Source organism: Anabaena sp. UHCC 0399 (assembly GCF_034931465.1).
Lineage (GTDB): Bacteria > Cyanobacteriota > Cyanobacteriia > Cyanobacteriales > Nostocaceae > Trichormus > Trichormus minutissimus.
In genome coordinates this window covers 1-13,434 of record NZ_JAYGGZ010000089.1, presented here as the reverse complement: position 1 = coordinate 13,434, position 13,434 = coordinate 1, and the positions used below count along the sequence as shown (strand labels likewise).

The window sequence follows — 13,434 nt, the reverse complement described above, 5'->3', positions numbered from 1 at the left end:
TTGCGGGGTAATAGGCTTTGGAAACTGAACGGACAGCATAAAGTTGTGTTGGCGGGTAATGTTTCAGTCCCCTTGCGGGGTAATAGGCTTTGGAAACCTAGGTACTGTAGTTCCACTAAACCATTGTGAATAAGGTTTCAGTCCCCTTGCGGGGTAATAGGCTTTGGAAACGATAGGTGCAATTTAGTAGTTGCCCTTTGGAATGGGTTTCAGTCCCCTTGCGGGGTAATAGGCTTTGGAAACTTTTTTTACCTAATTCTCACGGCTAGAAAAATAATGGTGTTTCAGTCCCCTTGCGGGGTAATAGGCTTTGGAAACTTTTAGCCCTAACTCAATTAAGCTATCTACGGTCAAGTTTCAGTCCCCTTGCGGGGTAATAGGCTTTGGAAACTTGACTATGTGCGCCAAAAATATGGCGCACATAAATGGTTTCAGTCCCCTTGCGGGGTAATAGGCTTTGGAAACCCAGATACAGGTGGTTGATTATGAATGTCCATACTAGTGTTTCAGTCCCCTTGCGGGGTAATAGGCTTTGGAAACGGACACCTCTCAGTGTCCTCCATCACAAAATACATTTGTTTCAGTCCCCTTGCGGGGTAATAGGCTTTGGAAACGTTAGTTTGATTGCTGCGGCTGACCCTGATGCACCTTGTTTCAGTCCCCTTGCGGGGTAATAGGCTTTGGAAACGAAAAATATGAACACAGATAAGACAATAAGTAGTGAAGTTTCAGTCCCCTTGCGGGGTAATAGGCTTTGGAAACCTAACGTGTCCTATTATCATTTACTATGCTTCCTTAATGGTTTCAGTCCCCTTGCGGGGTAATAGGCTTTGGAAACTTTCTTACTCAGAACATGAAGTATTTTGTCCACACGTAAGTTTCAGTCCCCTTGCGGGGTAATAGGCTTTGGAAACATTATCAAAGTAGTGAGGTAACAGAAGAAGAATAGTTTCAGTCCCCTTGCGGGGTAATAGGCTTTGGAAACCTCAGACCAGTCCTTAAATAGTATCAGTGTGATCAGTTTCAGTCCCCTTGCGGGGTAATAGGCTTTGGAAACTTTGACACTCCTTCTTTGCAGTTGTGAGATTTACGTTGTTTCAGTCCCCTTGCGGGGTAATAGGCTTTGGAAACTTTTCCCAGTCCATAGCACCAGCACGCCATAGATCAAGGGTTTCAGTCCCCTTGCGGGGTAATAGGCTTTGGAAACAAAGCATATCGGGTTTTTTAGTAAGATGATGGATCGTTTCAGTCCCCTTGCGGGGTAATAGGCTTTGGAAACCTAACTCCCTATGACCTTCAATCATCATGTAGACAGGTTTCAGTCCCCTTGCGGGGTAATAGGCTTTGGAAACTGCCCGGTGCTGAAACTGTTACGGAGCAGGCTTCCTGGGAAGCATTTTGACAAACCTCAAAATCAGGTCGATTTCAGCCGTCATTATTGCAAGTAATTTGTAACTTCCCTAAGTATAGAAACGCTGTAATCATTATGTTGTCATGGTTCTGGCGTTTTTGGCAAACCCCCAGGGTTTTTGACCTCACTATAGGTTTGCCAAAAATCAAGCTGATTCCCTAATCATATGATGAGTATCTTTATATTGTCGAGTGTTTTCTTTAATTCAGTCCACAACACCGTATTCTCTTTCTATCACACTCAACAGCTTTTCTTCCACCGCAGTCAAATAAGACCGCTTCAGCTTCCCCAGTGACTCCAAAAACCTCTGCACCGATTCTTCCAGCGCACTCGAATACACCCGATTGATGCGATCGCAGATCACCTGCATCTGCTCACACTCGGTAGGCAGGTAGTTGTAAGACTTTAGATGCTTCAGCCCAACTGTAAGTTCTCCATTCCAGATTTTCACGGTGCAACTGAAGTCATTGACTGCCGTGACAATAGCCCAACACCCGCCTTTGCCCCTGAGTTCGGGATTGTCTTTCGCTAAAATTTGGCACACTTCCCCAATCTGGTAGCTGTTTGGTACTTGGGTGCGTTCGATTATCCTTTGCACAACATCTTTCACAATCCTACCAGTCGGCACTTTACCACCAGCTTCTTCCACTGCCTGCTGCCATACTTCCTGCTGTTGTTCAGTTTCTAGCTTTGTTAAAGGGCGTACTTGTCCTTCGGCTGTTGGTAAAATGTCCACAATTTGTGGACATTTTTGCAGATTGTCCACAACAGCTGCCGCATCAATTAGCTGGTAAGAACGAGAACGATTGTAACTGAATCTATCTTTGCAATATTCTTCAAAGGTGGAATGAGTAGAGCGGTAAAGCCTGCGATCGCGTAATTCTGCCAGTGCTTTACCCGCCTCGAAAAAAGCCCTTTCGACTTTGCGTTCGAGGTGCAAGCGATCGCTCTGTTCTTCTGGGGTCAATTCAGGAACTTCAACAGCAACCACATCAATCGTTGCTGAAGCTGGATTTTCTGAACGGTTAATATCTGAGGTTGACGATTCTGGATTGCTGGATGTGGCAGAGTTAGCTTTTTTGCGCTTAGGGGGCGGGTTGTTCATGAGTCCACCCTGTTCTAGTTCAATGAGATTTTCTCAGAAGTCAATTGCACCAAAAATTTTGGCAAGAATTGATAATTGGGTAGATATAGGCCGCTATAGGTGTAGTGTCTAATGACACATAAACACACCAAAAGGATGATAACAGCAGCTTTAATCATCAAACTGCTTCTTCCTCAAACAAGTCCTCTATATCACATTCCAGCACTTTACATAGTCTTGCTACTTTTGCAAAAGTTTCTGAACCTTTGCCATATTCCCAATTTCTGATTGTCGATGTATCAACTCCAACTAAATCGCCTAGTTGCTTTTGAGTTAACCCCATTTTTTCTCTTAAAGCTGCAATACCTTTTTTGGGTACGTCCTCTATATTCAAAGGTGGTTTGAAAACTTTGATTAGAGCATTCTCTAGCTTTCTAAGCAACTCAGCTTCAGCTCTAATGTACGAGATTTTCACACCTTCAAGACGGCTTAAGGCTTCTAGTTTGGGATGACTTTTCCATTTCTGCTTGAGATTTTCAGACATCCCCACGTACAGCACCGAATTATCTTTGTCTATTGCTAAATAAACACAAGGTTCATCCGGCAACGAGTTTCTCTCTTCAAGTGCCACAAATGGCAGCTCCCATAAATCAACATTTTCCATATAAACCATAACTTTTTAGCGGTTACTTTGTGATAAATATGCTAATATTCTAGCGTTAGTAGCTAAAATATTGTTGACACCGCTAAAAAACTAGCGCATAATAAGAATAAGAGAAAGCACCCCCGACTACCAATCTGAAGTGCTTTCTCTGTCCCTAATAATAAGGAATCTCCATTATGACTCACCCAATATACTCTCATCAACACCTGCAACTGAAATCCATTGCCCGGCTCAAGCAAATCTACAGCGAAATCGGCTGCACAATTGAGGTAAGCGACAGACGTTGCAAGGATTCTTGGATTAGCGCGATCGCTCACTACCAGTCCACCCAAGTTCAGAAAGTTGATGAACAAGCGATTGCTCAAGAAGAACTAGAGAATTTTATTGCTGACCAAGCCGAAGCTGTAGCACCTGAAAGCTTCACCACTGTAGAAATCAACCGTCACCACTTTGAAGTCTACGCAGGTAAAAGACTCATCGCCTACATCAGCTACGACCACAGCGAATTTGTCACCCAGCCTTGGGTAGTTATGGTGTGCGGTGAGGAAAAGTTTCGCCACACCACCCTTACCAGATGCCAACGCTTCATCAACTGGCATCACAAGGATGGCACACTTAACTCACCAATCCCAGGTGAAATTCCAGAAGTCCCCACCATTTCTGAAATCTGTTTCTATGACCACGAAGCCCTCGTCAATGGTGAATTAGTCGCCAGCATCAGCTTTGACTGTGACAATCACGAAAACTTGTACTGGCGAGTCATTATCAACGGGCAAGAGATTTTCCGCGATACCACATCTGCCAGATGCAACAGTTACGTCAAGCAGCAGTATCAAGCGGGGTTATTGCCAGCGCAAAAACCATTTGTAGAATCCTGCACCACAGGCAACGAAATCATGACACAGATTTTCGCTGAGTGCGAGAAGCAGGGGTTGGAACTGCTAGACGATGGGATTTACTACAGCGACAAAAGACTAGTGGAATTTGTCTACAAGAACGGCGTTTGTTGTTATGTACGAGCTTCTTTAGAACCCCAGCAAATATTTTCATGTGAATTGCTGTCTGAGAATTGTTCTGGTAAGGAACTACTAGACAAACCCTTTCACTTGTTGACATCTGAGGAATGGGAACTGCTGCGGGAGTATGAACCAGCGTCAGACTGTCGGGAATTAGTTGCTGTGTAAAGGAATAGGTGGGTTTTTATCGCCCACCTCAATTTGACTGTTTATTGGCTTCAAGTATAAACATTTACCTTCTTTTTTTCCATAAAGCATCAATTAGTTCCACTTTTTCCTTTACCAAAATCATGCAAGCAACCATCAGCATACCCAAAGGCTGGGAATATCCACGATTCACCATCGGACAGCGCACACAACAAGGGCTAATCATCGGTATCCAATACTACGCTACTGATACTTTGTTAGCTCATGAATACGGAGCAGGCTGGCGTTATTTTATTTTGACTGACAAAAACTCTGAAGAAGTTCGGTCTTATTTCGATGATCAAATTCAACTGCTTTCTGTTGCAGAACTTCAGGTACAACTACAGGCAGAAATTGAACAGCATCAGCAGCAGATAAAGGTACTACAAGAACAATTAGCGGGAGGGTTAACCGATGTCTAATCTCAGTCTTATGGAACTAGTTAAAGATAGTCAATACCTGATATCTCAAATTGCTAAACATCCAGACTTTTTAGCACTTAAGTATCATCCCGATTTAACTATTGGTGATGCTCAAACTGCTTTGTCTTACCTCCAGTGTGAGCTAGAGAAAAATCAACAATTTACTGATACAGCAAATACTTCTGATTAAAGAAAACTCACCCGAATTATCTGTATGAATTCGGGTGACTGCTAGTATTTGTGAACTTAACATCTTACTACAAAAAACTGTTTTTCGCACATTAGGGTGAAATATAATGACAGAAATAAAGCTAGGTTTTTGCAATCCTCCTGAACCCGTTTATCTTTATGTTAAAAATGGGGAATCAAGCGGCGAGTCTTATCTCTGGTATCATTACATAATTGACGAAGATAAAACCATTCCTGTCAAACAAAAAGGTTTAGCTGGTTATTTATCAGAACTGCGAATAACAGCAAAAGAATTTAAGGGTAAGGACAACATTAAGTTAGATATTGTTGTTGCAGCAGATGAAATATATATTGTCAGAACTGGCATCGAAACCAATTTCGCCAAAACATTTCTACTCGCAGCTTCTCAAGTTTACGACTTCTCCAAACCCGTAATCATTGCTGTTACTAGCGGTGATGAGAACACAGTTTTTTGTCGATTATACGATGCTACGACTAAAGTTAAAATCCGCAGAGAATGGGATGCTAATGCAGACTGGGCATCAATCATTGCTGATATTCAATCTCGTTTGGGTGGATCATTTTCGTCTATTCCACTAATTCCAGAACAACAAACACAACCGAAACCTGTAGCACATCCTCAAGATTTACGAGTGAAACACATTCGCAATTTACTGAATTATCCTCTGGATTTGGTCAAAGAATATTTGCATTTTCAAGAAGTTAGTAGTCCTAGCCAATTGCCCATTAGCAAGATTGATTCTCTCGTAAAAACCATATGTTTGTCCTGGGCTGCCGATAAATTTGATAACCCCAATCATGCTGAACATTCGTATGAACAGCAAGTTCTTTATGCAGTTGCTAATGGTAGTGATGAGTTAACTGCTATTAAGTCATGGATGCAGCATTTACAAGCAACAAAATTAGAAGTAGTTTCCCAATAATTCAGAATATTTGAGGTGAATCATGAGTTACAAATGGACTCCCCAAGAGATAGAAATTCTTGAAGAAATGGCAGAATCTTACACTCCAAAACAAATAGCATTCCGCTTAAAAAGACGTGGTTACTACCGCAGTCTCGAAGGCATCAGGAAAAAACTTCATTATTTGGGTTACTCTGTGCGTCCCATTCTTGATAACTATAGCTGCAATGAAGTCGCTAAAGTATTGCAGGTAGATTCTGGTACTGTTGCGGCTTGGGTAAAACGAGGTTGGCTCAAAGCTATCAAACCATCTGTTCATCAGTACCAAATTAAAAGTCAGGATTTAAAGCGATTCTTTCAAAATCCTCCTCGCAGAATTAGAAATCTAATTGCATCTTTAGATCAACAAGCTATTAGGTATTTGGTGGGTTAATTATATTACAGACAAAAAACATTAATTGGAAAAAGGCGATTCCAAGATTGAGTCGCTATTTCTTATTTTATCTAATATAAAAACTTAATTTACCCTTAATTAAGGTATAGTGTTTGCATAGTTGATATGAATAATTTAGACAATAAATTATGATTGACCATGACAGATTATTCAAAGAATTATTATCTACCTTTTTTGTGGAATTTCTCGATTTATTTTTACCGCAAGTATCTAGTCAAATAGACCGCACTTCAATTCAATTCAATTCTTACCCCAGGAAGTATTTACAGATGTTACTTCTGGAGAAAAGAAGGAAATTGATTTACTGGCGCAGGTACGTTACCAAGGACAAGAAACTTGTTTTTTAATTCATGTCGAGAATCAATCTTATACTGAAAAAATCTTTGCCAAGCGGATGTTTAAGTATTTTGCTCGGCTGCATGAGAAATACGACTTACCAATTTATCCAGTTGTTATTTTTTCTTTTGATGAACCAAAGCGTGCAGAACCGCAAATTTATCGCGTGGCGTTTCCAGACTTAAATGTACTAGAATTTCAATTTGGAGCCATTCAATTAAACCGTTTAAGCTGGCGGGATTTTCTCACTCAACCTAATCCAGTAGCCGCAGCATTAATGTCGAAAATGAATATTCCGCAGCAAGAACGTCCACAGGTTAAGGCAGAATGTTTGCGATTGCTGGCAACCTTAAAATTAGACCCAGCCCGGATGCAATTGATTTCTGGATTTGTGGATACCTATTTGCGTTTGGATGATACTGAAAAACAGGTTTTTCAAGCAGCAATCAGTACAATGGGGTTAGATGAACAGGAGGAAATTATGGAAATTGTTACCAGTTGGCAAGAGGAAACTTTGGAAAAAGTTGCACTCAATCTATTGCGTGAGGGGATTGCAACTGAAGTTATTGTGCGTGTAACAGGGTTAACACCAGAGCAAGTGCAGCATTTACAGGCACAGCTAACTCAAGAGAATTAATTAAATTCTGCTGATTATTTCACCGTCAAAGTTTCGTTGTAAACGCACTAGGTCAAAGGAAACTTCAAAAATCTTAATCTACAGATGATGATGCAGAAACCCCACCTTCTAAACTGAAAGCTTAGGGTGGGGTAGTTCAAAAACTACCTAAATATATGTGGAGGTGGTAGATGACTCAAGCCCTACCCAAGTTAGCAACCTTTGAACAATTTATCGAGTGGTATCCCTCAAACGGGGTGCGATATGAGTTACATCAAGGAGTCATTGTAGAAATGCCGCCCCCTACTGGCGAACATGAAAATGTTATTGGATTTTTGGCAGCACAGATCACCTTTCAATTCTTGCAAATGGGACTTCCATTTCGCATCCCTAAAACTGCCTTTATCAAAATTGAGATCAATAATTCGACCTATTCTCCCGACATTTTGGTATTAAATCATGACAATCTTGTTAATGAACCTCTGTGGAGCAAGCAATCGACTGTTATTCAAGCTGCCTCTGTACCAATTGTTATTGAAGTAGTTAGCACCAACTGGCGAGATGATTACTACGACAAGTTCAGAGATTATGAGCAAATGGGAATTTCTGAGTATTGGATTGTGGACTATGCTGCACTAGGTGGCAAAAGATTTACTGGTAATCCTAAACAACAAACTATCACCATTTGTAATTTAGTTGATGGCGATTATCAAATGACTGTGTTTAGAGGAGATGATGTGATTGTATCACCTTTATTTGCTCAATTCAAATTGACAGCACAACAAATTTTTGATTCCGCTTTGTAAGCATTAGTTACGACAAAGTTTCCTTAATCTTGATAATAAATTTGCACAAGTTTAATGTTATATGTTGAGTAAAGAAGGTTATATTTCACATCTTTATATTAAACCGGAACATAAGTCAATAATGAAAGAAGTTGAGGAATTCAGCTTAAAAGAAGGTCATGGTATTGAAGGAGACGTTAATGCCAACCCAATCAGTCCCAGGCAATTGTTAGTTGTTAGATGTGAAGACATTTCAGAATTAGGAATTCCACCTGGAGAACTACGAGAGAATATTGTCATAGCCGGGATACAACCTAAGAACTTCGTTCCTGGTTCTCTTATAAGTTTTGATAATGGAGCTGCTATTCGTTTAACTTTTCATTGTGAGCCATGCAAACGGATAGCACATTTAGTTGATTCCTTAAAAATTCTTCATGCTAAAAGAGGTATTTTAGGCGTAGTTATCAATTCGGGTACAATTTGTATCGGAGATAATGTTCACATTGAAACTAATAAATTTTCAGCATTATCTGAAAATCCTTATGAGCGATTTCTCAACTTTATCCTCAAAGTACCAGCAGGTAAAGTAGTCACTTACAAACAGATAATTCAAGCCATTGGAGTAGATAACAGCTACCTTAGAGCTATTCCTATTTATCTTAAAAAGACATCTGCCGATGATTATCCCATTCACCGTATCTTAGATTCTCAAGGTTATTTAACAAAGTACGTCTCTAACCAAAAGAATGAATTAGAGTTGGAAGGTATTCAAATTTTGATTGATTCAGATTTATCTAACAGTTCAATTAAAAACTTTATAGATTATAGTAAATACTTGTATCAAAATAATGAACTTTATTTAAATTAAAAATAAAACTTAAACTTGAGCTTACATGAACATCATCCTTAGCTTTCCATTAACGATCCTAGCCATCAAAAAATTTTTCAAGCTTTTGTTCAGGCTGCACAGAATCAATAAAACTAACTGACAAATTAAGGTGGTCTAACCATTATTTTTATTTACGCTATTTTTAAAAAATTATTAATAATTCTTTATTCAAAAACTGATGGTCTTTCAATAATGAACCATTCATGATACAAAATTGCCAAGAAAAATTCTTCACCTTTCAGGCGATCAGCTACGCTGGGCGGTTACGCCATCGCACACTGCTATAAATCCCGAAAAAAATGGATCATCTTCATAGGTCGTATCGGATACGAACAGTGTTACAGAATTGTTATCTCTACTCCATATAGAACGTATTATACTGATATTGGGATGATGTGATTTATCCACAGGCAATAATACTGCACACCCTTCAATTTCGATGAATTCTGCCTCTTCATATTCCAAAACAGATTCCCAATCTTCTGGTCCTTCGTGCTTCTCAATAATCCTGTTCCACCTAACTAGCTTGATTTTTTCTAGAGTTTCTGTAGATAAATCTGATAATTTCATAATCAATTTTCTATTTTTTGAACATTAAATCTTTTGCTCCCACTCCATAATAGCAGTCGTTAAACCATCAAGAGTATAAGGATTAGCTTCAACGTCAACCCTGTTCAAAATATTTCGGCAAGCCTCTGAGGTGACTGGCCCGATAGATGCAATACAAATATTTTCTAAAGCAGATTCGGCATTAATCGATGTAATCAACTGATATAAGCATCCTACTGTCTTCGGACTGGCAAATGTGATCACATCAATTTTACCTTCTTGAGTAGTTTTTCAGCCTCATGTCCTTCAGATAGAGTTTGGTTTTTATCAAAAATTTGGGTCTAAAACCCCGTCATTCTACGACGGCTTTTCTTTATTTTGGATGTATTTTTTAAGTACGGTCAGCAGCACACATCCAACCGAAGACGCAAAGTAACTAGGACTCTATAAAGCTTGTTTACCATAGGGTTTAGGATATCCAGCTTGACCATATCTACGACTGGATACACCTTTTAAAGCGTTAACAATTTGAGATATTGAAAGTTTAGGGGGAAACTCAATTACTGTGTGAATGTAATCTGACTCTCCATTAAATTCAAGTATTTGAAAATCCATTTTTTTGACTACTTCTACAGACGTAGCCTCCCTGGAGGTATTGCTTTGATGACCATATCTTTATGGACATCTATAAAAAAGGCTATTTTAGAATAATTCTATCTTTGGACTGGCATTGAGCCGAGATACGTGTAAAAACCTGCAAGATGGTCTGTCCAAGCTTTCTGTGACTAGGTTTCAAAGATTTCCGGTGGCAGATTAATCGCAGCTTCTAAAGGTTGTGGAATCGACTGCAAATTCACCACATAATCTCCATAGCGCTTGATATGCCTCGTAATAAAAGGACTCAAAGCCTTAATATATCGTTGATGAATAGGTTCGCCCCGTGCCATTAGCGTCTGAATCGCCAACGACATATCGACTGTGTTGTGCAAAATTACCGCACTGGCAACCAAATCTAGGTATTTAAACCGTTTTTCCTGTTCAATCGGGTCATTTTCAGTAATCGTGCCATCTTTACCGAAACAGACCCAATCTAGAAAATCATGGTACTTCTCTACAATATTTGTTACCGCTGTAATTTCAGTTCGCATTTTGGGAGAGGAAATATATTCCAGCAGAAACATCGTCCGCACAACTTTACCCAATTCTTGGAACGCTTGATAGAGACGATTTTTTTTACTATAGCTGCCCAACTTACGTAGAAGAGTAGAAGGCATTACCTTCCCCGCTTTAATCGATAGCACAACCCGCATCATGTCAAGCCAGTGTGTTTTAATTAGATTCCAGTTGACCACACCCTTAAATAACGGGTCGATGTACTTATAAGTTGCTGACTCGCTAGGACGCAGAAAAGTAAGATCCTTCCAGTTACGGATACGTGGCATCAATTTAATACCAAGAAGGTAAGAAATCGCAAACACGGGTCCTGACTGACCTTGTGTATCTGCGTACAAAGTATCCGGTTGAATGTCCGAAAGATTTTTTAATAGTCCGTCCAAAATATACACAGCTTCCCAAACACCACAGGTAATAAAGTGAGTGAACAAAGCTATGTATTTATCAGAAACGTGGTGGTAAGCAATACCCCCATACCCACCGTAGCGGATGTGATATTCGCTGTGTAAATTATTCTCGTAAATCTCAAACTTGCTACCATCTGCCGCCGCTTTTTTTCCCGTACCCCAAATTGACGGTAAACTAAAACGGTTGAAAGCATTGATGATATCCCGAATTGCTGCCTCAATTTTCGGCGTACTGATATGGCGACGGTTGGTATAAGAAATCATGTGAGATGTCACTACACCCCTAGAATGGCGAGCGGTTTGATTTGGTCCGAGGTTACACCCGTAGCCAAAAGTCGTGAAAATATAACGCTCCGCAGACTGTTTAAATTTTGGTTCGCTTCCTGACAACGGTCCGAGATGTCGCGTCCAATTCAGCCAATGCTCGACATTGCAAAGTATGTCTAAAACACTACGCTCCGGCATCAACTCACGGATTTTCGACTCTAATTCTTCCACTTCCTTGGGTTCAGGTGGTGATTTTAACCGCTTCAGTACAGGTTCACCGTCCTTATTAATTGTCACCTGTTTTCCATCCGAGCAAATCTCATCGACATCTGTTGCTACCCGTGTTAGCGTTTAAATTTAGGATATGCGGTACGGTCAATTAAGGTCATTAAAGTAATATTTACAACATACAAAATGCCCAAAATAACTAGATAACGGTTGACCTCTCACTGTTCAACCCCATAGTATTTTATATTCTTTTGGGTACAGATAATTAATTGAATTAATTTCCGCACTTTTTTGGCGAACAATGCTGTTTTTGCAGATGATAAATAGGCAATAAAGGTTGATTCTAACTGTCTGGGTTTATCAGAATATTTAAAGCATGACGTGCGGCTGATTCTGCTTTTTGTGAAGTAACTTTCTGATAACGTAAAGTGGTTTGAATACTTTCATGTCCCATGAGTGAGCGTAACTCTTCTATACTGATTAATCCTACCCGTTCGGTAGCATAAGTGTGACGTAAATCATGGATGCGTACACCGTTTAATTCGGGATATGTACTGGTGATTTTTCGCCAATAATCGTGCAATGTGTAGTAGCTAATTCTACTGACTTTGAGGGTAACTGGATGTTGTGCTGTAAACAGTGCGTCGATATTTTTATGGCGTGAGTGCTGGAAATATTTATCTAGGGATTTGGCTGCATCATCACTATAAAAGCACCAACGATGTTTGTTTCCTTTTCCCAATACCTGAAATTTTTGATTTTTGATATCTATATCTGATAAATTCAGGGCTAAAAGCTCTCCAATTCTGCATCCTGTCCGATGCAATAAATGAATTATTGCAGACATCCGCAGGTCATCTTTGGTTACTTTGTAGAGTATATTTAACTGTTCAGGTGTTAGGTATTTTATTGTATCGTCACTTTTATGTTCGCCTTTTTCTCGTTGTGGGGGACGCTGTTTTAATCCCCGAATTGGGTTGGATTTTATATATCCTTGCTCAACTGCAAAGTTAAATAGGCTTTGCAGTATTGCTTGATGCTTGTGGTGGGTTGTGTATTTTAAATGTGAAAGTGTATCTAGATACTCAACTAATGTTTGCTTACTGATAATTTCGATTGACCAACTTCCATACTCTGCTAGTAAGCTCAAGAGAGTTATTTCGTAGGTTTTGATGGTACTGGGTGCTAACCCAGTCCTTTCTAAAAATTTGACGGCGACGGTGGCTAATGTGACAGCTTGCTTCACTGAAAAAAGTGTGTTTTTCGCCAGGTAATTTATTCATAAATTATATATCTTTAGGTAAGAGCATTGACAGCATTTTATGGATACTTTTAAGACACCAAAACCTGGAGAATCTCTTGCTGACTATGTTTTGCGGATCAGGAAGGGACTCAATTTAACTCAGTTTGAGTTAGCCGATGCTGCTGGTATTCATTCTCGGTCTGTGGGGAAGATTGAACGGGGACTGACGATGAAACTCAGCCATAAAACTCTTAGCGGTCTTGCCTTGGCTTTGTCCGTGCCGGTTGAGTATTTGCAGGCTGTTGTTAGGGGGGAAGAGGTTGTGCCAATGCCAGCGATTAAGTTTTGCCCCCAATGTTGGAATCCTGGGGGTGCTGCTGATCCGATGTGGGGAAATGTTAGGGCTAAGTTTTGTTATCTGTGCGGTACGCAATTGCGGGCTAGTTGTCGGAATTGTGGTGAGTTGGTGGTGTCGTTAAGGTATAAATTTTGTCCACTATGTGGAAAGCCTTATAAGGATGGAAGCGTAAATCGCTGAAACCTAGATATAGCAATGCTTTCCAGACCATCTTGCAGGTTTTTACACGTATCT

Annotated in this window: 15 protein-coding genes, 1 pseudogene and 1 CRISPR repeat array; of the genes and pseudogenes, 9 read left to right on the top strand and 7 right to left on the bottom strand. The window is 40.0% G+C overall.

The genetic code is table 11. The annotated features are described in order from the left end of the window. Positions 1 to 60 precede the first annotated feature (60 nt). Positions 61 to 1,352: direct repeats of the CRISPR family, unit length 37 nt; unit sequence GTTTCAGTCCCCTTGCGGGGTAATAGGCTTTGGAAAC. Between the two features lie 264 nt (positions 1,353 to 1,616). Together VB693_RS28080 and VB693_RS28075 are read right to left on the bottom strand one after the other, a co-directional pair. Further along, positions 1,617 to 2,516: a hypothetical protein gene (locus tag VB693_RS28080; protein ID WP_323269127.1), complete on the bottom strand. Its 900-nt coding sequence runs from the start codon at positions 2,514 to 2,516 to the stop codon at positions 1,617 to 1,619. A 157-nt stretch (positions 2,517 to 2,673) separates the two neighbouring features. Continuing rightward, on the bottom strand, positions 2,674 to 3,159 hold the full coding sequence (locus VB693_RS28075; RefSeq protein ID WP_323269126.1) for a helix-turn-helix domain-containing protein: 486 nt from the start codon (positions 3,157 to 3,159) through the stop codon (positions 2,674 to 2,676). Between the two features lie 176 nt (positions 3,160 to 3,335). On the opposite strand from VB693_RS28075, the gene VB693_RS28070 reads away from it, so the two are divergent. From VB693_RS28070 to VB693_RS28035, 8 genes are all read left to right on the top strand, one after another. Next, positions 3,336 to 4,343 carry a hypothetical protein gene (locus VB693_RS28070; protein ID WP_323269125.1) on the top strand — a complete coding sequence of 336 codons (1,008 nt, stop codon included), beginning with the start codon at positions 3,336 to 3,338 and terminating at the stop codon, positions 4,341 to 4,343. A 122-nt stretch (positions 4,344 to 4,465) separates the two neighbouring features. After that, positions 4,466 to 4,783, top strand: a complete 318-nt coding sequence (locus tag VB693_RS28065; RefSeq protein ID WP_323269124.1) for a hypothetical protein — start codon at positions 4,466 to 4,468, stop codon at positions 4,781 to 4,783. Beyond that, positions 4,776 to 4,973, top strand: a complete 198-nt coding sequence (locus VB693_RS28060; protein ID WP_323269123.1) for a hypothetical protein — start codon at positions 4,776 to 4,778, stop codon at positions 4,971 to 4,973. The genes VB693_RS28065 and VB693_RS28060 overlap by 8 nt, the downstream gene beginning before the upstream one ends. 103 nt (positions 4,974 to 5,076) lie before the next feature. Next, a complete protein-coding gene (locus VB693_RS28055; RefSeq protein WP_416233434.1) occupies positions 5,077 to 5,916 on the top strand; it encodes a hypothetical protein in 840 nt (279 codons plus the stop codon). Positions 5,917 to 5,938: 22 nt separating this feature from the next. Continuing rightward, positions 5,939 to 6,328 carry a helix-turn-helix domain-containing protein gene (locus VB693_RS28050; RefSeq protein ID WP_323269121.1) on the top strand — a complete coding sequence of 130 codons (390 nt, stop codon included), beginning with the start codon at positions 5,939 to 5,941 and terminating at the stop codon, positions 6,326 to 6,328. 415 nt (positions 6,329 to 6,743) lie between these two features. Beyond that, positions 6,744 to 7,322: a hypothetical protein gene (locus tag VB693_RS28045; protein WP_323269120.1), complete on the top strand. Its 579-nt coding sequence runs from the start codon at positions 6,744 to 6,746 to the stop codon at positions 7,320 to 7,322. A 170-nt stretch (positions 7,323 to 7,492) separates the two neighbouring features. Then, complete coding sequence (locus VB693_RS28040; protein WP_323269119.1) at positions 7,493 to 8,107, top strand: Uma2 family endonuclease; 615 nt, start codon at positions 7,493 to 7,495, stop codon at positions 8,105 to 8,107. 61 nt (positions 8,108 to 8,168) lie between these two features. Next, a complete protein-coding gene (locus VB693_RS28035; RefSeq protein ID WP_323269118.1) occupies positions 8,169 to 8,954 on the top strand; it encodes an MGMT family protein in 786 nt (261 codons plus the stop codon). A gap of 267 nt (positions 8,955 to 9,221) precedes the next feature. Here VB693_RS28035 and VB693_RS28030 read toward each other — a convergent pair whose 3' ends face one another. The 5 genes and pseudogenes from VB693_RS28030 to VB693_RS28010 form a co-directional block, all read right to left on the bottom strand. After that, positions 9,222 to 9,545 (bottom strand): hypothetical protein, encoded by a 324-nt coding sequence (locus VB693_RS28030; protein WP_323269117.1) that lies wholly within the window; start codon positions 9,543 to 9,545, stop codon positions 9,222 to 9,224. A gap of 24 nt (positions 9,546 to 9,569) precedes the next feature. Next, positions 9,570 to 9,794 (bottom strand): uroporphyrinogen-III synthase, encoded by a 225-nt coding sequence (locus VB693_RS28025; RefSeq protein WP_323269128.1) that lies wholly within the window; start codon positions 9,792 to 9,794, stop codon positions 9,570 to 9,572. 87 nt (positions 9,795 to 9,881) lie between these two features. After that, positions 9,882 to 10,154 (bottom strand): annotated as a pseudogene (tnpA, locus tag VB693_RS28020) (IS200/IS605 family transposase); the annotation flags it as partial. A gap of 155 nt (positions 10,155 to 10,309) precedes the next feature. Next, the gene (locus VB693_RS28015) at positions 10,310 to 11,668 is read right to left on the bottom strand and encodes a transposase (RefSeq protein WP_323269116.1); all 1,359 of its coding nucleotides are present in this window, start codon (positions 11,666 to 11,668) and stop codon (positions 10,310 to 10,312) included. 274 nt (positions 11,669 to 11,942) lie between these two features. Then, a complete protein-coding gene (locus tag VB693_RS28010) occupies positions 11,943 to 12,845 on the bottom strand; it encodes a tyrosine-type recombinase/integrase (protein WP_323269115.1) in 903 nt (300 codons plus the stop codon). Positions 12,846 to 12,921: 76 nt separating this feature from the next. Here VB693_RS28010 and VB693_RS28005 point away from each other — a divergent pair, with 76 nt between their 5' ends. After that, complete coding sequence (locus VB693_RS28005; protein ID WP_323269114.1) at positions 12,922 to 13,380, top strand: helix-turn-helix domain-containing protein; 459 nt, start codon at positions 12,922 to 12,924, stop codon at positions 13,378 to 13,380. Positions 13,381 to 13,434: the final 54 nt, after the last annotated feature.

Excerpts from the sequence above, each read along its gene's own strand:
- VB693_RS28080 (WP_323269127.1), bottom strand. The coding sequence starts at position 2,516 with ATGAACAACCCGCCCCCTAAGCGCAAAAAAGCTAACTCTGCCACATCC.
- VB693_RS28075 (WP_323269126.1), bottom strand. The coding sequence starts at position 3,159 with ATGGAAAATGTTGATTTATGGGAGCTGCCATTTGTGGCACTTGAAGAG.
- VB693_RS28070 (WP_323269125.1), top strand. The coding sequence starts at position 3,336 with ATGACTCACCCAATATACTCTCATCAACACCTGCAACTGAAATCCATT.
- VB693_RS28065 (WP_323269124.1), top strand. The coding sequence starts at position 4,466 with ATGCAAGCAACCATCAGCATACCCAAAGGCTGGGAATATCCACGATTC.
- VB693_RS28060 (WP_323269123.1), top strand. The coding sequence starts at position 4,776 with ATGTCTAATCTCAGTCTTATGGAACTAGTTAAAGATAGTCAATACCTG.
- VB693_RS28050 (WP_323269121.1), top strand. The coding sequence starts at position 5,939 with ATGAGTTACAAATGGACTCCCCAAGAGATAGAAATTCTTGAAGAAATG.
- VB693_RS28045 (WP_323269120.1), top strand. The coding sequence starts at position 6,744 with ATGTTTAAGTATTTTGCTCGGCTGCATGAGAAATACGACTTACCAATT.
- VB693_RS28040 (WP_323269119.1), top strand. The coding sequence starts at position 7,493 with ATGACTCAAGCCCTACCCAAGTTAGCAACCTTTGAACAATTTATCGAG.
- VB693_RS28035 (WP_323269118.1), top strand. The coding sequence starts at position 8,169 with ATGTTGAGTAAAGAAGGTTATATTTCACATCTTTATATTAAACCGGAA.
- VB693_RS28030 (WP_323269117.1), bottom strand. The coding sequence starts at position 9,545 with ATGAAATTATCAGATTTATCTACAGAAACTCTAGAAAAAATCAAGCTA.
- VB693_RS28005 (WP_323269114.1), top strand. The coding sequence starts at position 12,922 with ATGGATACTTTTAAGACACCAAAACCTGGAGAATCTCTTGCTGACTAT.